We start from the raw sequence: 16,948 nt of genomic DNA, 5'->3' as shown, positions 1-16,948 counted from the left end.
GTCAGACCGAGGCCGTGGCGAGCTTGATGCTGAAGCCGAGGAAGAGGGCGGCGACCGCGGTGGTGCCGCCGACGGCGAGCCGGCGGCGCCGGTGGAACTGGGCGGCCAGGAAGGTCCCGGCGAAGATCAGCGCGGTCAGGTAGAGCGCGCTGGTCACCTGGGCGATCAGGCCGAGCAGCAGGAACGACAGCGCCGGCCAGGCGTACCCGGGGTCGACGAACTGGATGAAGAACGAGATGAAGAAGAGGATCGCCTTCGGGTTCAGCAGGCTGATCACCAGCGCCTTGCGGAACGGGCTGCGCAGCGCCGCCGGCTCGGCCGCGTCGATCAGCCGCGGCGTGCTCGGGTCGTTGCGGTCGCGCCAGCGCCGCAAGGCGCCGCGCAGCATCGTCAACCCCACATAGCCGAGGTACGCCGCGCCGGCGTACTTGATCACCAGGAAGAGCGGGGGGTACGCCTTGAGCAGCGACGCCACCCCGGCGGCCGAGAGGATCATCAGCACCGAGTCGCCGACGAACACCCCGCCCGCGGCCCGGTAGCCGGCCCCCACCCCGCGCCTGGCGGCGGTGGAGAGCACGAAGAGCGAGTTCGGCCCGGGGAGCAGGATGATCGCCACGGTCCCCAGCAGGTACGTCCAGATGTCGGTGATGCCCAGCACGCCGGACATCATGACCCCACCGGCGCCCCCGGGCGAAGCCTTTCCCGCAGCCTGACCTGTGCATTCGGCCACTCATCGACCGTCATCGCGTACTGCACGGTGTCCCGCCAGGAACCGTCGGCGCGCGGTCGGTGCATCCGCAGCACCCCCTCACGGGTCGCACCCAGCCGTTCGATGGCCCGCTGTGAGCGCTCGTTGCGGATGTCGGTGTGCCAGACCACCCGCACGGCGCCCAGCTCCTCGAAGGCCCGGGTGAGCAGCAGCAGCTTCGCCTCGGTGTTGATCCCGCTCCGCCACCAGGGCCGGCCGAGCCAGGTGTAACCGATGGCGACGGACCGCCGGTCCGGGTCGACCTCGTAGAACGACGTGGTGCCGACCACGACCCTGGTGGCGGCGCAGCGCTGTACCCAGGGCACCCGCTCGCCCCGGTGATGCGCGGCCAGGTAGGCGGCGATGACCTCGCCCATCTCGGTGGCATCGACCGGCTGCCGGCCGCCGAGGTGCCGCCACACCTCCGGGTCGGCGGTGGCGGCGTACAGCTCCTCGGCGTGCGCCGGGTCGAGGGGTTCCAGCACCACGTGCTCGCCGCGCAGCACCACCGGCTCCAGCCAGGCCGACCGGGCCGGCCGCAGGTACGCCGGCAGCGGCGCGGTCACCCCGGGGGCCGGCTCCGGCGGTCCGGCGGTCAGCCGCAGCGGCAGCACCCCGGCCCAGTACGGCAGGTCGAGGTCGGCCGGGTCGTCGTTGACCCCGCCGGTGCGGGTGCGGACCGACACCTCGCGCAGCGGCAGCGCCAGCACGGCGGTCTCGGCCAGCTCCCGGCGGCTCGGCGGGCGGCTGTCCGCGCTGCGCCCGGCGGCGGCCTTCTCCACCAGCGCGGTCATCGCGTCGGTCTTCTCCCGCTCGTCGGTGACCAGCCGCGCGGTGCCGTGGGCGACCACCGAGCGGTAGTTGGCGCTGTGGTGGAACTGGGAGCGGGCGTAGATCAGCGCGTCGAGCAGGGTCACCGCGACGCAGACCGGCAGCCCGGCGTCGCCCCGGGCCGCGAGCAGCGGCCGGCTGCCGGTGGAGCCGTGCAGGTAGAGGGTGTCGCCGACGCGGACGTGCAGGGTGGGCAGCACCCGCGGCTCACCGTCCACGGTGAACCCCAGGGCGCAGTGGTACGCCTCGTCGAGGACGGCGTGCGCGGCGGTCTCGTCGTAGCTCATCCGGTCGCGGGTGCGGGTGGCGATGGTCCGTTCGGTCCGGGGGTACATGCGACATCCCACCTTTGTTCTAGTACAATGCCTGAACTGTGGCAGCACATTATCAGATCGAGGGGTCGACGTCGGCCGCCATTTCGGCCAGCGTGGAGAGCGGGGTCCGCAGCGGGGCACTCGCCCCGGGCGACGCCCTGCCCGCCGTCCGCGCCCTCGCCACCGGGCTGGCGGTGAGCCCCGCCACCGTCGCCAGGGCGTACCAGGAGCTGCGGCAACGCGGCCTCGTGGTCACCGCCGGCCGGCAGGGCACCCGGGTCCGGCCGCGCCCGCCGGTCGCCGCCCGCCGCGCCGGCCTGCTGCCGACGCCGCTGCCCGGCGCCCGCGACCTCTCCGCCGGGCAGCCCGACCCCCGGCTGCTGCCGCCCCTCGGTCCGCACCTGGCCGCGCTCGCCGCCGAGATCGGCCCGCCCACCGGGTACGCGGCCACCGCCGTCGTCCCCGAGCTCGCCGACGCCGCCCGGGAACGGCTCACCGCCGACGGCGTACCGGCCGAGGAGATCACCGTCACCGGCGGCGCGCTGGACGGCATCGAGCGGCTGCTCGCCGCCCACCTCCGGCCCGGTGACGCGGTGGCGGTCGAGGACCCGGGCTGGGCCAACCTGCTGGACCTGGTCGCCGCGCTCGGGCTGCGCGCCATCGGCGTGCCGGTCGACGACGAGGGCCCCACCGAGCCGGGGGTACGGGCCGCCCTCGCCGCCGGGGCCCGCGCGCTGATCGTCACCAGCCGTGCCCAGAACCCGACCGGCGCGGCCGTGTCCGCCGACCGCGCCGACGCGCTGCGGGCGCTGCTCGCCGGCCGGTCCGACCTGCTGCTGATCGAGGACGACCACGCCGCCGAGCTGGCCCGCGTACCGCTGCGTCCGCTCGCCGGGGCGACCCCGGCCTGGGCCTTCGTCCGGTCGGTGAGCAAGCCCTACGGCCCGGACCTGCGCCTGGCGGTGCTGGCCGGCGACGAGGCCACGGTGGCCCGGGTCGCCGGCCGGGCCCGGGTCGGCGCCGGCTGGGTCTCCACCGTGCTGCAACGCCTCGTCCTGACGCTCTGGCGCGACCCCGGCACCACCGACCTGGTGCGCCGGGCCGGGGAGAGCTACGAGCGACGGCGGAACGGGCTGGCGGACGCGCTCGCCGCGCACGGCCTGGCCGCCCACGGCCGCACCGGGATCAACGTCTGGGTGCCCGTCCCGGACGAGACCGTGGTGGTCACCGCGCTGCGGGACGCCGGCTGGTCGGTCGCCCCCGGCGCGCTCAACCGGATCGCCGCCGGTCCCGGCGTCCGGATCACGGTCAGCTCCCTCGACGAGGCCGACCTCGCCCCGCTTGCCGCCGCGGTCGCCCGCGCGGTACGCCCCACCGCGCCGTTCGGGTTCACCGCCTGACCGCGCCGGGCATGCCGGCCGCATCTGCGGGAATGCCGCGCCGGGAGGTGGTCGACCATGGCTTCGAACAGGTCCCGGACCGGACTCTGGATCGCCATCGCGGTGGCGGTGATCATCGTGATCATCGTGATCGCGCTGGCCATGCGCGGCGGCGGCGGAGGAGGAGGTGGCGGTTACTGACGCACGGACGCGTGCCTCGCGATGCGCGGCACCCGCCGTCCGGGACGAAACCGGTATATAAAGTCGGCATGGCCGAGCAGACCGAGAGCGCCCCCGGCGCCCAGCAGTTCATCCCGCCGCAGGCCGACACCATCGACGAGCTGCGCGCCGCCGCGGCCGGCTGCCAGGGGTGCGAGCTCTACCGGGACGCCTCGCAGACGGTATTCGGCCGGGGCGACGAGAGCGCCCGGGTGGTCTTCGTGGGCGAGCAGCCCGGGGACATGGAGGACCAGAAGGGGCTGCCCTTCGTCGGCCCGGCCGGCCGGCTGCTGCGTAAGGCGGTGGACGACGCCGGGATCGACCCCGGTCACATCTACCTGACGAACGCCGTGAAGCACTTCCGCTTCGAACTGCGCGGCAAGCGCCGGATCCACCAGACGCCGGACCGGGTGCACATCACCGCGTGCCGGCCCTGGCTGGTCGCCGAGTTCGCCCGGCTGCACCCCGAGATCGTGGTGGTGCTCGGGGCCACCGCCGCCAAGGCGCTGCTCGGCCCGACGTTCCGGGTGACGAAGCAGCGCGGCGGGCTGCTGCCCTGGCCCGCCTCCGCGCAGCGCCCCGAGGACTTCATCCGGGTGCCGGTGGACAACGCCGGGAAGGTCGCCGACGCCCCCGAGGCCCGGCTGCTGGCCACCATCCACCCGTCGGCGGTGCTGCGCGCCGACGACCAGGACACCGCGTACGCCGGCCTGGTCTCCGACCTGACGGTCGCCGCCCGCGCCCTCGCCGCCTGAGCCGGGTCCCATCCGCCGTACCCCGGCTGATCCGGGTGCGTCGGCTGGAGCAACCGCCCCTGGGCAGCTCCGGTGAGCGGTGCCACACTGGCCGCCATGGAGCAGCATCTCTACGAGCCCGTCCACGAAGAGTTCCGGGACCTGTGCCGCCGGTTCCTGACCCGGGAGGCCGTCCCGCACCACGACCGCTGGGAGGCCGACGGGATCGTCGACCGGGAGGTGTGGCGCAAGGCCGGCGCGGCGGGGCTGCTCGGCATGGACGTCGACCCGGAGTACGGCGGCGGCGGTCAGCAGGACTTCCGGTTCAACGCGGTGCTGGACGAGGAGATCGTCGCGGCCGGCTGCTCCGGGCTCGGCTTCGGCCTGCACAACGACGTGGCGGCGCCGTACCTGACCGACCTGACCACCGACGACCAGCGCAAGCGCTGGCTGCCGGGCTTCTGCTCGGGCGACCTGGTCACGGCGATCGCGATGAGCGAGCCGGGGGCCGGCTCCGACCTGGCCGGGGTGCGTACCAGCGCGGTCCGCGACGGGAATTCCTACGTCCTCAACGGGCAGAAGACGTTCATCACCAACGGGGAGATGGCCGATCTGGTCGTGGTGGTGGTCCGGACCTCCGATCAGGGCGCACACGGGGTAAGCCTGGTCGCGGTGGAGACCGGCGCGCCCGGCTTCAGCCGGGGCCGGCGGCTGGCCAAGGTCGGCCTGAAGGCCAACGACACCGCGGAGCTCTTCTTCGACGACTGCCGGGTGCCGGCGGAGAACCTGATCGGCACCGAGAACCACGGCTTCTACCACCTGATGGGGAACCTGCCCCGGGAGCGGCTGAGCATCGCGGTGGCCGCGGTGGCGGCGGCGGAGAAGCTGCTCGCGGTCACCCTGGAGTACGCCCGCTCCCGGGAGGCGTTCGGCCGGCCGATCGGGAAGTTCCAGCACAACCGCTTCCTCCTGGCCGAGCTGGACACCGAGGTCACCATCGCCCGGACGTTCGTCAACCACTGCGTGGCCGAGTTCAACGCCGGCCGGCTGTCGGTGACCGACGCGGCGAAGGCCAAATGGTGGACCACCGAGCTGCAGAACAAGGTGGCCGACCGCTGCGTGCAGCTGCACGGCGGCTACGGCTTCATGCTGGAGTACCCGGTGGCGAAGGCCTGGCTGGACGGGCGGGTGCAGACGATCTACGGCGGCACCACCGAGATCATGAAGGAGATCATCGGCAGGGGGCTCGGCCTGTAGCGAAACCGGCTCCCGCGGGACGGGGTCGGTTTGCAAGGATGGGGCGGCGTCTGACCCCTTACTGAGGAGGCCGGCATGGCCACCGACCTGACCGCGCCGGCCCGTACCCGGCCGGATGTCGCGCCGATCCAGCGGCGGACCCTGCGCCTGCTCTTCGCCACCCAGATCATCGGCGGGATCGGCGTCACCATCGGCATCGCCGTCGGGGCGCTGCTCGCCGCCCGGATCGCCGGCACCGCGGTCGCCGGCCTGGCGCAGAGCGCCGCCGTGGTCGGCGGGGCCCTGCTCGCGGTCCCGGTCACCCGGATCATGAACGGGCACGGCCGGCGCCCCGGACTGGCCGTCGCCTACCTGGCGGGCGCGGTCGGCGCCGTCCTGGTGGTGCTCGCCACGGTCACCCGCTTCGTGCCGCTGCTCTTCCTCGGCATGCTGCTCTTCGGCGGCGGCACCGCGGCGAACCTCCAGGCCCGCTACACCGCGGTGGACCTCGCCGAGCCGGCCCGCCGGGGCCGCCAGCTCTCGCTGATCGTGTGGGCCACCACCATCGGCGCGGTGGCCGCGCCGAACTTCGCCGCGCTGGCCGATCGCACCACCAGCGGCTGGGGGTTGCCGCCGCTGGCCGGCCCGTTCGCGTTCAGCGCCGCCGCGTTCGTGCTCGCCGCCGTCGTACTCCTGGTGCTGCTGCGGCCCGACCCGCTGCTCACCGCGCGCCGGCTGGCGGCGGCCGACGCCCCGGTTGCGGACTCCGTCGCCGCGCCGGACGTCACCCCGCCGGTGGACGCCGTCGCCGCGCAGGCGGAGCCCGCCCGGCGCGGTGCGGGGATGCGGGCGGCCTGGCAGGTGGTACGCGGGCGCCCGGCCGCCCGGCTCGGCATCGCGTCGGTGGCGGTGGGCCACGTGGTGATGGTCGCGGTGATGTCGATGACGCCGGTACGCCTCGGCGAGTCGCACGGCGATGCGGATGTGTTGCGGCTGGTCGGCATCGTGCTGAGCCTGCACATTGCCGGCATGTACGCCCTCAGCCCGCTGGTTGGCTGGCTCACCGACCGGCTGGGTCGGCGCGCGGTCGTCCTCGGCGGCGTCGGGCTGCTGCTGGCCGCGTGCGCGGTCGCCGGCACCGCCGGGCACCACACGCCGCGGCTCTCGGTCGGCCTGGTCCTGCTCGGGCTGGGTTGGTCCGGCACGATGGTGGCCGGCTCCACCCTGCTGTCGGAGTCGGTGCCGGCGGCGGTCCGCCCCAGCGTGCAGGGGTTCTCCGACCTGACGATGGGGCTGGCCGGCGCCAGCGCCGCCGCGGTCAGCGGGTTTGTGGTGCGGGCGGCCGGTTATCCGGTGCTCACCCTGCTCGCGGCGATCGCGGTGGTGCCCCTGGTGGCGCTAGCGTTGCGTCCGGTGCCCGGGCGGGTGCCCGACGAGGAGGACTGATCACGTGCGGCTGACCGACTTCTGGGCGCGGCTGGAGGAGGTGTTCGGGCCCGGCTATGCGGCCAGCATCGCCCGCGACCAGGTGCTGTCCCAACTCGGCGGGCGGACCATCGAGCAGGCGCTCAGGTCGGGTGAGCAGACCCACGTGGTCTGGCGGGCCGTCGTCGCCGCCTATCCCGACCGGGTCCCCGCCCGGCTACGCTGAGCGGCCCCATCGCTGCTTCCGCGTGTCGCTTGCCGAGTCGTACACCTGTTCGGCTATTGTCCACAGCGGGGTGCTCGTCCACAGCTCGCGGCCCGTCGGCTGGTTTTCTGTCGGACCCAGCGCCTAGCGTGTCCCGCGTGACGCGAAGCTCAGGAAAGACGCCGGCGAAGGCAGGGGTGGCAAACATGGCCGCAGGGCCCGACCGGGAGAAGGCACTCGACCTTGCTCTCGCTCAGATCGACAAGCAGTTCGGCAAGGGTTCGGTGATGCGGCTGGGCGAGCGGCCGGTCATCCAGACCGCGGTGATCCCGACCGGCTCCATCGCGCTCGACGTGGCGCTCGGCGTGGGCGGTCTGCCCCGCGGCCGGGTCGTCGAGATCTACGGTCCGGAGTCCAGCGGTAAGACCACGGTCGCCCTGCACGCGGTGGCCAACGCCCAGCGGGCCGGGGGCATCGCCGCCTTCATCGACGCCGAGCACGCGCTCGACCCGGAGTACGCGAAGGCCCTCGGCGTCGACACCGACGCGATGCTGGTGTCCCAGCCGGACACCGGCGAGCAGGCGCTGGAGATCGCGGACATGCTGATCCGCTCCGGCGCGCTCGACATCGTCGTGATCGACTCGGTGGCGGCACTGGTGCCGCGCGCCGAGATCGAGGGCGAGATGGGCGACAGCCACGTGGGCCTCCAGGCCCGGCTGATGAGCCAGGCGCTGCGGAAGATCACCGGTGTGCTCAGCAACACCGGCACCACGGCGATCTTCATCAACCAGCTCCGCGAGAAGATCGGCGTGATGTTCGGCAGCCCGGAGACCACCACCGGTGGTCGCGCGCTGAAGTTCTACGCCTCGGTCCGGCTCGACGTGCGCCGCATCGAGAGCCTCAAGGACGGCACCGACGTGGTCGGTAACCGGACCCGGGTCAAGGTCGTGAAGAACAAGGTCGCCGCGCCGTTCAAGCAGGCCGAGTTCGACATCATGTACGGCAAGGGCATCTCCCGCGAGGGCTCCCTGATCGACGTCGGTGTGGAGCAGGCGATCATCCGCAAGTCCGGCGCCTGGTACACCTACGACGGCGACCAGCTCGGCCAGGGCAAGGAGAAGGCCCGGGAGTTCCTCAAGGACAACCCGGACGTGGCCGCCGAGATCGAGAAGAAGATCCTGGAGAAGCTCGGCGTCGGGATCGGCGCGGGCGACGCCGCCGGTGGCCCGGAGCTGCCGCCGGTCGACTTCTGACCGGTCGCCGGCTAAGTGGCAGGACGACGCGCCCGCACGGGGCGGGGCTGGGACGCCAGCCCGCCCCGGCCGGGTGACGACAACACGACCCCCCGACCCCGACGAGGCCGCCGCGGCCGGTCCGAGGAGCCCGGTCCGGAGGCGACCCCGGCGCCGCCGCGCGACGAGGCCGAGGTGGCCCGGGAGATCTGCCTGCGGCAGCTCGCGGTGCGGCCGCGTACCCGGGCCGAGCTGGCCGGGGCGCTGGCCAAGCGGGGCATCTCCGAGGAGGTCTCCGCGCAGGTGCTCGACCGGTACGACGAGGTCGGCATCATCGACGACGCCGCCTTCGCCCGGGCCTGGGTCTCCAGTCGGCACGCCGGCCGGGGGCTGGCCCGCCGGGCGCTCGCCAACGAGCTGCGCCAGCGCGGGGTGGACGGCGACACCGCCAGCGAGGCCCTCGGCGAGCTGGACGAGGAGACCGAGGTGGAGACCGCCCGGGCCCTGGTGGAGCGGAAGCTGCGCTCCGTCCGGGGCGAGCCGGACGCGGTGTTCCGCCGCCTCGTCGGCATGCTGGCCCGCAAGGGCTACCCGCCGGGCGTGGCGATCCGGGCGGTGAAGGACGCGCTCGCCGCGCAGAGCGCGGAGGCGGCCGAGTTCGCCGAGCAGATCGACGCCGACGCCCTGGCCGACGCCGAGGGCGAACCCGACCGGGACAACCGCGCCCTCGGCTGAGCCGGGTCGGCGACCGGGTGCGGCACGCGTTCCGGGCCGAAGGGCGGGCGAGGCGGCGCGGTTCGCGACCGTCGCCCGGTCCGGCGATGATGGCCGGGTGCTGAAAGCCTGTCTCAACGGCGGCCGGCGCCGCGACGAGCATGCCGGCGTCCCGGTCACCCCGGCCGAGCTGGCGGCCGACGCCGCCCGATGCGCCGCGCGGAGGGTCGCCGCGGTGCACGTCCACCCGCGCGACGCCACCGGCGCGGAGTCGCTGCATCCCGCGGTGATCGCCGAGGCGGTCACCGCGCTGCGGACCGCCGTGCCCGGGCTGCCGGTGGGGGTGACCACCGGCGCCTGGATCGAGCCGGACCCGGCCGCCCGGGTGGCCGCCGTCCGGGCCTGGCCGGTGCTGCCCGACTTCGCCTCGGTGAACGCCCACGAGCCCGGCGCGGAGGCCGTCGCCGCGGCGCTGCACGAGCGGGGCGTGCTGGTCGAGGCCGGGCTCTGGACGGTGCCGGCGGTCGATGCCTGGCGCCGGTGGCGGGTGCCGGCCGGCCGGATCCTGGTCGAGTGCCTGGCCGAGGAGCCCGAGGTGGCGCTGGCCGACGCCGCGGCGATCCTCGCCGCGCTCCCGCCGGACGGCCCGCCGGTGCTGCTGCACGGCGAGGGCCCGGCCACCTGGCCGGTGCTCGCCGACGCGATACGCCGCGGCCTGGACACCCGGATCGGCCTCGAGGACACCGTCGTGCTGCCGGACGGCTCGCCGGCGGCCGACAACTCGGCGCTGGTCTCCGCCGCCGCCGCGCTCGGTGCCCGGTGAGCAGGGCCGACACCCCTCCGCGCCTGCTGGCTCGCCGTCTTTGTCCACCCGTGTCCGGCATCTGGTCAGCGCTGGGTGATGCCCCAACTTCTCTCCGTCCGGGTGGTTTGATCATGAGTTCTTGACCGAACCGCCTCTCGCGACCTAGCCTCGCCATACAGGTTCACATTGCCCGACCAGCGCAGGCTAAGCGCACAACATAGATCTCGTAACAGAACAGCATCACTTTGGCCAGCTTCACCGGCCCTTGACGGCAGCTCCGGACAGCCGGTCCGGAGCCGGCCGACAACTGCAACCGGCCGTCGGCGATGTCCTTTCGAGGGCACCGCCGACGGAGAGCTACCCACTGCCAGCCGCTCCGGTCGGGCGTCCAGAGCCGCAGGTGCGTGCCCCCGGCACGTCTCCTGCGGAGTCGACGTTCAGGGGAGGCGGCCATGGCGGGGCGGCACAGGTTCACCGGCGGTCTTCCACGCATCGCGGGCCGGTCGGGCGCCGACCACGCCACCGGCGGTCGGGAGACGGCCGGAGGTCGGGAGACGGCCGGAGGTTGCCGGGAGACGGTCCCACGTTGCGGGGCGACGGCATGAGCGGCTTCGACGTCGTCATCCTCGCGGTCGTGCTGATCCTGGCCGTCGTGGTGGTCGGGGCCGTCCTGGTGGGCGTCCGGGCGCTGCGCCGGATCGGCGTCGCGCCGGCCCCCGAGGATCCGGCCTTCATCGCCGAGAAGGACCGCCAGGAGCAGTCGCTCGCCGCCCTGCGTTCCGCCGCCGACGAGGCGAACAGCACCATCGACGTGGCGAAGTCGGCTGCCGCCGCGGCCCGTGCCGAGGCGGCCGCCGCGAAGGCCGAGGCGAAGGCGGCCCGGGCCGAGGCCGGCCGAGTGCTCGACGACGCCCGTGCGGAGGCCGACACCGTCCTGGAACGGGCGCACAAGCAGGCCGAGGCGGACGCCGAGCAGCTCCGCACGGCCGCCCGGCGCAGCGGCGAGCGGGAGGTGGCCGTGCTCGCCGCGACCACCCGGGAGCAGGCCGCCGAGGTGGAACGCCGGGCGGCCAGGATGGACGAGCGGGAGCGGCTGCACACCGAGGAGGTGGAGCGGCTCGCCGAGCGGGAGCGGCAGCTCACCGCCGCCAGCGCCGCCCTCGCCGCCCGGGAGAACGCGCTGGCGGAGCGGGAGCGGGCGGTGGCCGAGGCGGAGGAGCAGCGCCGGCGGGAACTGGAGCGGGTGGCCGGGCTCACCGCCGACGCCGCCCGGGTCGAGCTGGTCGAGGCGATCGAGGGCCAGGCCAAGCGGGAGGCCGCGCTGCTGGTCCGGGACATCGAGTCCGATGCCCGCAACACCGCCGAGCAGCGGGCCCGGCACATCGTGGTCGACGCCATCCAGCGGGTGGCCAGCGAGCAGACCGCGGAGAGCGTGGTCAGCGTCCTGCACCTGCCGGGCGACGAGATGAAGGGGCGGATCATCGGTCGGGAGGGGCGCAACATCCGCGCCTTCGAGTCGATCACCGGGGTCAACCTGATCATCGACGACACCCCCGAGGCGGTGCTGCTCTCCTGCTTCGACCCGGTACGCCGGGAGGTCGGCCGGCTCACGCTGGAGAAGCTGGTCCTCGACGGGCGAATCCACCCGCACCGGATTGAGGAGATCTACGACCTGGCCCGCCACGAGGTCGAGGAGCTGTGCCACCGGGCCGCCGAGGATGCGCTGGTCGAGGTCGGCATCACCGAGATCCACCCGGAGCTGGTCACCCTGCTCGGCCGGCTGCGCTACCGGACGTCGTACGGGCAGAACGTGCTCAAGCACCTGGTGGAGACCGCGCACATCGCCGGGATCATGGCGGCCGAGCTGCGGCTGGACGTGCCGACCATCAAGCGCTGCGCTTTCCTGCACGACATCGGCAAGGCGCTCACCCACGAGGTGGAGGGGAGCCACGCCATCATCGGCGCCGACCTGGCCCGCAAGTACGGCGAGAGCGAGGACGTGGTGCACGCCATCGAGGCGCACCACAACGAGGTGCCGCCGCAGACCATCGAGGCCGTGCTCACCCAGGCCTCCGACGCCTGCTCCGGCGGGCGGCCGGGCGCCCGCCGGGAAAGCCTGGAGGCGTACGTCAAGCGGCTGGAGCGGATCGAGGAGATCGCGGCCGGGAAGATCGGCGTGGAAAAGGTCTTCGCGATGCAGGCGGGCCGGGAGGTCAGGGTGATGGTGAAGCCGGAGGACGTCGACGACATCGGCGCGGCGGTGCTGGCCCGGGACGTGGCCAAGCAGATCGAGGAGGAGCTGACCTACCCCGGTCAGATCCGGGTGACTGTGGTCCGCGAGTCCCGGGTCACCGAGATCGCCCGCTGACGCCGACGTCGGCCCAGCGCCGCCGCAGGCGGCCGACACGACGAGGGCCGGCCCGGATGCCCGGGCCGGCCCTCGTTTCGTATCCGTGGGTCAGTTGCTGCCCGCGCCCTCGGCCTGTGCCGTGAGCGCCGCCGGGGGCGGGTTCTGCGCCGGGGTGCCGGCGGTCTTGCGGCCCCGGGAGAGCCGGCGCTGGATGTACTGGGCCAGCTTCGACAGCGAGTAGTTCACCGCGATGAACAGCACCGCGATCACGACGTAGACCTGGATCGGGTTGCCCAGCACGCCGATGATCTGCTTGCCGATGTTGAGGGTCTCCTCGTAGCTGATGATGAAGCCCAGCGAGGTGTCCTTGAGCACCACGACCAGCTGGCTGATCAGCGCCGGCAGCATGATCCGGAAGGATTGCGGCAGCAGGATCATGCGGGTGGTCTGCAGCGGCGAGAGACCGATGGCGCGGGCGGCCTCCGCCTGGCCCCCCGGCAGCCCTTCCATGCCGGAGCGGAGGATCTCCGCGATGACCACCGAGTTGTAGATGGTCAGGCCGATCGTCAGGTACCAGAGCGTGTCGAACGAGATGCCGAACTCGGGGAACCCGCGGGCCACGAAGAAGATGGTGATGACGACCGGCAGGCCCCGGAACACCTCGACGCAGACCCGGGTGACCGCCGACAGCAGCAGGCTCAGCCCGCGCAGCAGGTACGCCAGCGGCGTGGCCAGCCCGGTGAACCGCCGCCGGGCGAGGCTCTTGAGCTGGATCCGCAGCACGGCCAGCAGGGTGCCGACCACCAGCGAGGCGACGATGGCCAGCGCGGCGGCGGTGAGCGTGTTCTTGAAGCCGAGGCCGATCCGGTCCCACACCAGGGAGAAGTTCTCGTTGGAGGGGTCGACCAGCGGCCCCCACAACTCCATCGAGAACTGGCCCTTGTCGTCCAGCGGCTGGTAGATCAGGAAGTACACCCCGAGGAGCAGGACCACCCCGGCAACCAGGCTGCTGATCAGGGTGATCCGCCGCTGGCGGGGGCCGGGGACGTCGTAGAGGACGCTGGTCTGCTGACTCATCGGGCCACCGCCTGTCGCTTCTCGATCCGGTCCAGCAGGGCGCCGAGCGGCACGGTCATGATCAGGTAGCCGATCGAGATGCCGATGGCGACCGGGATGAAGGCGTAGCCCTCGGCTCCGGTGAGCTGGTCGGCCGTGGCCGACAGATCGCCGACGACCCCGAAGAAGCCGGCCAGCGCCGAGTTCTTGATCATCGCGATGATGACCGAGCCGAGCGGCACCACCGAGGCCTTCCAGGACTGCGGCAGGACCACGTAGCGCAGGTTCTGGCCGAAGGTGAGACCGATGGAGCGCGCGGCCTCGGCCTGCCCGGCCGGCACCGCGTTCACGCCGGAGCGCAGCGCCTCGCAGACGAACGCCGCGGTGTAGAGCACCAGGGCGATCAGCGCGAAGCGGAAGTACGGCAGGTCGGTGCCGAGCCGGGTGAAGAGCGCGTCCACGCCGGGGATGCGCAGGAAGTCGGCGTTGGAGCCGAGCGCCGGCAGGCCGAACGCGGCGAAGAACATCACCACGGTCAGCGGCATGTTGCGGAAGACGTTCACGTAGCCGGTGCCGACGGCGCGCAGCGGCGGCACCGGGGAGATCCGGAGCACCGCCACGACGGCGCCCAGGATCAGGGCGCCGATCGCGGCGAGTACGCAGATCTGGAGGGTGAGCCAGAAACCACCCGCAAAGACGTCGAACTTGTCGATGAGCACGTTCACGGGTCGGTGTTCCTCCCCACCCTCCAGATCGAAGGATCAGATCAGTAGCGGTTGATGGTCGGGGCGCTGCCCAGCTCCGCGCCGAACTTGCCGGCGGTGTCGTCCCAGGCCTTCTTCCAGCGGCCGTCGGCGATCGCCTTCTCCAGCGTGTCGTTGATGAAGGTGCGGAAGGCGGTGTCATCCTTCTTCACCCCGATGCCGTACGGCTCCTTGGTGAAGTTGTCGCCGGCCAGCTTGAACGACGCCTCGTCCTTGGCGATGTAGCCGAGCAGGATCACGTTGTCCGTGGTGACGGCGTCGACCTGACCGCCCTTGACGGCGTCGCGGCACTTGTCGTAGGTGTCGAAGAGCACCAACTGGGTGGCGACGTCCTTGACGTACTTCTTGATGTTCTCGGCCGGGGTCGAGCCGGTGACCGAGCAGACCTTCTTGGTGCCGTCCTTGAACGAGTCCGGGCCGGTGATGGTGGTGTCGTCCTTCTTGACCAGGATGTTCTGGCCGGCCTCGTAGTACGGGCCCGCGAAGGCGATGCGCTCCTTGCGCTTGTCGTTGATCGTGTAGGTCGCGGCGACCAGGTCGACGCTGCCGTCGACGATCTTGTCCTCACGGACCTTCGACGGCGTCTCCACGAACTCGATCTTGTCCTCGGGGATGCCGAGCTCCTTGACGATGATCTTCGCGATCTCGACGTCGAAGCCCTCCGGCTTGCCCGACAGGCCCTTCTGGCCGAAGCCCGGCTGGTCGAACTTGGTGCCGATCTTGATCTTCTGGGCCTTGTTGAGCTTCTCCATGGTGCTGCCGGCGGCGAAGGACTTGCTGCCCGCGCCGGTGCCCTTCTCGGAGTCGCCGCCGCAGGCGGCCATCCCGAGCGCCAGGGTGGCGGCCGCCGCGAGCGCCGCTACGCGCTTCATACGCATACTCATCTCCTTTTTCGATGGAGCCCGCCGGGGGACGGCGCGCTCCACAACGGACGCCTAGTGGGTGAGGATCTTGGACAGGAAGTCCCTGGCCCGCTCGCTGCGGGGGTTCGCGAAGAACTCCGCCGGCGGGGCGTCCTCGACGAGCTGGCCGTCGGCCATGAAGATGACCCGGTTGGCCGCGTGCCGGGCGAAGCCCATCTCGTGGGTGACCACGACCATCGTCATGCCGTCGCGGGCCAGCGAGGTCATCACGTCCAGCACCTCGCCGACCATCTCCGGGTCCAGCGCGCTGGTCGGCTCGTCGAAGAGCATCGCCTTGGGCTGCATGGCCAGCGCGCGGGCGATCGCCGCCCGCTGCTGCTGGCCGCCGGAGAGCTGGGCCGGGTACTTCTCGGCCTGGTTGGCGATGCCGACCCGGTCCAGCAGGGCCAGGCCGCGCTCGCGGGCGGCGGCCGGCTTCTCCTTGCGGACCTTCACCGGGCCGAGGGTGACGTTCTCCAGGATCGTCTTGTGCGCGAAGAGGTTGAACGACTGGAAGACCATGCCGACCTCGCTGCGCAGCTTCGCCAGCGCCTTGCCCTCGGCGGGCAGCGGCGTGCCGTCGAAGGTGATGGCGCCGGAGTTGATCGGCTCGAGTCGGTTGATCGTCCGGCAGAGCGTCGACTTGCCGGAGCCCGAGGGGCCGATCACCACGACCACCTCGCCCTTGCCGACGGAGAGTGACACGTCGTCCAGCACGTGCAGCGGGCCGAAGTACTTGTTGACCTGGTCCAGCACGATGAGCGGTTCGCCCGTCGTCACGTAGTCCACCGTCCCTGTCGGTCGTCCCGGAAGCGGGGTCGGTAGACCCCCGGTGCGGCAACTGTAGGCGGGGTCATGTGGCGGGACGCAACTCAGATGGTCACGGAGCGGTAACACCGGTCCCCGCCGTGTCCGGGAGTCCGAATTCCGGCACGCGTCGGGCCGCGTGAGTGGCGCCGGCCGGGTTTCGCGGAGATCATGTGGGGATGACCGATGCGATCCGGTTGACCGATTACGCCCGCGGCGGCGGCTGCGCCTGCAAGATCCCGCCCGGCGAGCTGGAGGCGATGGTCGCCGGGCTGGGACCGGCCAGCGGCACCGCCGAGCTGCTGGTCGGTCTGGACCACGGCGACGACGCCGCGGTGGTCCGGCTGGACGAGCGGACGGGCCTGGTCAGCACCGCCGACTTCTTCACGCCGGTCGTCGACGACGCGTACGACTGGGGCCGGATCGCCGCCGCCAACGCGCTCTCCGACGTGTACGCGATGGGCGGCACCCCGCTGGTGGCGCTCAACCTGCTCTGCTGGCCGCGGGAGAAGCTGCCGGTGGAACTGGCCCGGGAGGTGCTGCGCGGCGGCCAGGACGTGGCCCGGGATGCGGGGTGCCACCTGGCGGGCGGACACAGCGTCGACGACGACGGCCCGAAGTACGGCCTCGCGGTCACCGGCGTGGTCCGGCCCGAGGAGCTGATCACCCTGGACGCCGGTCGGGCCGGCCTGCCGCTCTCGCTGACCAAGCCGCTCGGCGTCGGGGTGCTGAACAGCCGGCACAAGCAGACGGGGGAGCGGTTCCCCGAGGCGGTCGCCTCGATGAGCGCGCTGAACCGGGACGCCGCCCGGGCGGCGGTCGCCGCCGGCATCCGCTGCGGCACCGACGTCACCGGCTTCGGCCTGCTCGGGCACGCCGCCAAGGTGGCCCGGGCCAGCCGGCTGACGGTCGCCATCGACGCCGCCCGGGTGCCGTACCTGCCCGGGGCCCGGGAGGCGCTGCGGGACGGGTACGTCAGCGGCGGCACCCGCCGCAACCTGGACTGGGTGACCCCGTGGACCGACTTCGGCGCCGCCGACGAGTCCGAGCGGCTGCTGCTGGCCGACGCGCAGACCTCCGGCGGTCTGCTGGTCGCCGGCGAGGTGCCGGGCGGCACGGTGATCGGCGAGCTGCTGCCCGGGGGCGAGCACCTGATCCGGATCCGCTGACCGCCATGTCGCCTGCCGGGCAGCGGCACGATACCCGATAAGCTGTCATCTTCCCGCT

The 16,948-nt window shown here is 72.8% G+C and carries 17 protein-coding genes; 11 read left to right on the top strand and 6 right to left on the bottom strand.

Annotated elements, in window-relative coordinates; translation table 11 throughout:
• Position 1: 1 nt before the first annotated feature.
• Positions 2 to 670, bottom strand: a complete 669-nt coding sequence (leuE, locus tag GA0070613_RS01075; RefSeq protein ID WP_089010548.1) for a leucine efflux protein LeuE — start codon at positions 668 to 670, stop codon at positions 2 to 4.
• Complete coding sequence (locus GA0070613_RS01070) at positions 667 to 1,914, bottom strand: bifunctional pyridoxamine 5'-phosphate oxidase family protein/GNAT family N-acetyltransferase (protein WP_089010547.1); 1,248 nt, start codon at positions 1,912 to 1,914, stop codon at positions 667 to 669. The genes leuE and GA0070613_RS01070 overlap by 4 nt, the downstream gene beginning before the upstream one ends.
• 38 nt (positions 1,915 to 1,952) lie before the next feature.
• Here GA0070613_RS01070 and GA0070613_RS01065 point away from each other — a divergent pair, with 38 nt between their 5' ends.
• From GA0070613_RS01065 to rny, 10 genes are all read left to right on the top strand, one after another.
• The gene (locus GA0070613_RS01065; protein ID WP_089010546.1) at positions 1,953 to 3,293 is read left to right on the top strand and encodes an aminotransferase class I/II-fold pyridoxal phosphate-dependent enzyme; all 1,341 of its coding nucleotides are present in this window, start codon (positions 1,953 to 1,955) and stop codon (positions 3,291 to 3,293) included.
• Positions 3,294 to 3,350: 57 nt separating this feature from the next.
• Positions 3,351 to 3,473, top strand: a complete 123-nt coding sequence (locus GA0070613_RS33910; RefSeq protein ID WP_269459028.1) for a hypothetical protein — start codon at positions 3,351 to 3,353, stop codon at positions 3,471 to 3,473.
• 68 nt (positions 3,474 to 3,541) lie between these two features.
• Complete coding sequence (locus GA0070613_RS01060; RefSeq protein WP_089010545.1) at positions 3,542 to 4,246, top strand: UdgX family uracil-DNA binding protein; 705 nt, start codon at positions 3,542 to 3,544, stop codon at positions 4,244 to 4,246.
• A gap of 96 nt (positions 4,247 to 4,342) precedes the next feature.
• Positions 4,343 to 5,482 carry an acyl-CoA dehydrogenase family protein gene (locus tag GA0070613_RS01055; RefSeq protein WP_089010544.1) on the top strand — a complete coding sequence of 380 codons (1,140 nt, stop codon included), beginning with the start codon at positions 4,343 to 4,345 and terminating at the stop codon, positions 5,480 to 5,482.
• A gap of 75 nt (positions 5,483 to 5,557) precedes the next feature.
• Positions 5,558 to 6,907, top strand: coding sequence for an MFS transporter (locus tag GA0070613_RS01050; protein WP_089010543.1), 1,350 nt, complete (start codon positions 5,558 to 5,560; stop codon positions 6,905 to 6,907).
• Between the two features lie 4 nt (positions 6,908 to 6,911).
• Positions 6,912 to 7,112 (top strand): DUF3046 domain-containing protein, encoded by a 201-nt coding sequence (locus tag GA0070613_RS01045; RefSeq protein WP_089010542.1) that lies wholly within the window; start codon positions 6,912 to 6,914, stop codon positions 7,110 to 7,112.
• Positions 7,113 to 7,297: 185 nt separating this feature from the next.
• Positions 7,298 to 8,344 (top strand): recombinase RecA, encoded by a 1,047-nt coding sequence (gene recA, locus GA0070613_RS01040; RefSeq protein WP_089010541.1) that lies wholly within the window; start codon positions 7,298 to 7,300, stop codon positions 8,342 to 8,344.
• A gap of 15 nt (positions 8,345 to 8,359) precedes the next feature.
• The gene (locus GA0070613_RS01035) at positions 8,360 to 9,058 is read left to right on the top strand and encodes a regulatory protein RecX (protein ID WP_089010540.1); all 699 of its coding nucleotides are present in this window, start codon (positions 8,360 to 8,362) and stop codon (positions 9,056 to 9,058) included.
• 97 nt (positions 9,059 to 9,155) lie between these two features.
• Entirely contained in the window at positions 9,156 to 9,860 is a 705-nt protein-coding gene (locus GA0070613_RS01030; protein WP_089010539.1) for a 3-keto-5-aminohexanoate cleavage protein, read from the top strand.
• A gap of 583 nt (positions 9,861 to 10,443) precedes the next feature.
• Positions 10,444 to 12,210 carry a ribonuclease Y gene (rny, locus tag GA0070613_RS01025; RefSeq protein WP_089010538.1) on the top strand — a complete coding sequence of 589 codons (1,767 nt, stop codon included), beginning with the start codon at positions 10,444 to 10,446 and terminating at the stop codon, positions 12,208 to 12,210.
• Between the two features lie 90 nt (positions 12,211 to 12,300).
• Here the strand turns inward: rny and GA0070613_RS01020 are convergent, their stop codons facing one another.
• The 4 genes from GA0070613_RS01020 to GA0070613_RS01005 are packed head-to-tail and all read right to left on the bottom strand — an operon-like array spanning position 12,301 to position 15,703.
• Positions 12,301 to 13,269 (bottom strand): amino acid ABC transporter permease, encoded by a 969-nt coding sequence (locus tag GA0070613_RS01020; protein ID WP_089010537.1) that lies wholly within the window; start codon positions 13,267 to 13,269, stop codon positions 12,301 to 12,303.
• On the bottom strand, positions 13,266 to 13,973 hold the full coding sequence (locus tag GA0070613_RS01015) for an amino acid ABC transporter permease (RefSeq protein ID WP_089010536.1): 708 nt from the start codon (positions 13,971 to 13,973) through the stop codon (positions 13,266 to 13,268). Before GA0070613_RS01015 ends, GA0070613_RS01020 begins: the two co-directional genes overlap by 4 nt.
• A 41-nt stretch (positions 13,974 to 14,014) precedes the next feature.
• Complete coding sequence (locus GA0070613_RS01010) at positions 14,015 to 14,890, bottom strand: glutamate ABC transporter substrate-binding protein (RefSeq protein ID WP_089010535.1); 876 nt, start codon at positions 14,888 to 14,890, stop codon at positions 14,015 to 14,017.
• Between the two features lie 57 nt (positions 14,891 to 14,947).
• On the bottom strand, positions 14,948 to 15,703 hold the full coding sequence (locus GA0070613_RS01005; RefSeq protein WP_089010534.1) for an amino acid ABC transporter ATP-binding protein: 756 nt from the start codon (positions 15,701 to 15,703) through the stop codon (positions 14,948 to 14,950).
• A gap of 197 nt (positions 15,704 to 15,900) precedes the next feature.
• Here GA0070613_RS01005 and selD point away from each other — a divergent pair, with 197 nt between their 5' ends.
• Positions 15,901 to 16,890, top strand: coding sequence for a selenide, water dikinase SelD (gene selD / locus GA0070613_RS01000; RefSeq protein ID WP_089010533.1), 990 nt, complete (start codon positions 15,901 to 15,903; stop codon positions 16,888 to 16,890).
• Positions 16,891 to 16,948: the final 58 nt, after the last annotated feature.

This window comes from Micromonospora inositola, assembly GCF_900090285.1.
In the GTDB taxonomy this organism is placed as follows: Bacteria; Actinomycetota; Actinomycetes; order Mycobacteriales; family Micromonosporaceae; genus Micromonospora; species Micromonospora inositola.
The sequence above is the reverse complement of the archived record's forward strand: the minus strand, read 5'-3'. Positions and strand labels throughout refer to the sequence as shown.

Coding starts and splice junctions, on each gene's coding strand:
- leuE (WP_089010548.1), bottom strand. CDS start 670: ATGATGTCCGGCGTGCTGGGCATCACCGACATCTGGACGTACCTGCTG.
- GA0070613_RS01070 (WP_089010547.1), bottom strand. CDS start 1,914: ATGTACCCCCGGACCGAACGGACCATCGCCACCCGCACCCGCGACCGG.
- GA0070613_RS33910 (WP_269459028.1), top strand. CDS start 3,351: ATGGCTTCGAACAGGTCCCGGACCGGACTCTGGATCGCCATCGCGGTG.
- GA0070613_RS01060 (WP_089010545.1), top strand. CDS start 3,542: ATGGCCGAGCAGACCGAGAGCGCCCCCGGCGCCCAGCAGTTCATCCCG.
- GA0070613_RS01055 (WP_089010544.1), top strand. CDS start 4,343: ATGGAGCAGCATCTCTACGAGCCCGTCCACGAAGAGTTCCGGGACCTG.
- GA0070613_RS01050 (WP_089010543.1), top strand. CDS start 5,558: ATGGCCACCGACCTGACCGCGCCGGCCCGTACCCGGCCGGATGTCGCG.
- recA (WP_089010541.1), top strand. CDS start 7,298: ATGGCCGCAGGGCCCGACCGGGAGAAGGCACTCGACCTTGCTCTCGCT.
- rny (WP_089010538.1), top strand. CDS start 10,444: ATGAGCGGCTTCGACGTCGTCATCCTCGCGGTCGTGCTGATCCTGGCC.
- GA0070613_RS01020 (WP_089010537.1), bottom strand. CDS start 13,269: ATGAGTCAGCAGACCAGCGTCCTCTACGACGTCCCCGGCCCCCGCCAG.
- GA0070613_RS01010 (WP_089010535.1), bottom strand. CDS start 14,890: ATGCGTATGAAGCGCGTAGCGGCGCTCGCGGCGGCCGCCACCCTGGCG.
- selD (WP_089010533.1), top strand. CDS start 15,901: ATGACCGATGCGATCCGGTTGACCGATTACGCCCGCGGCGGCGGCTGC.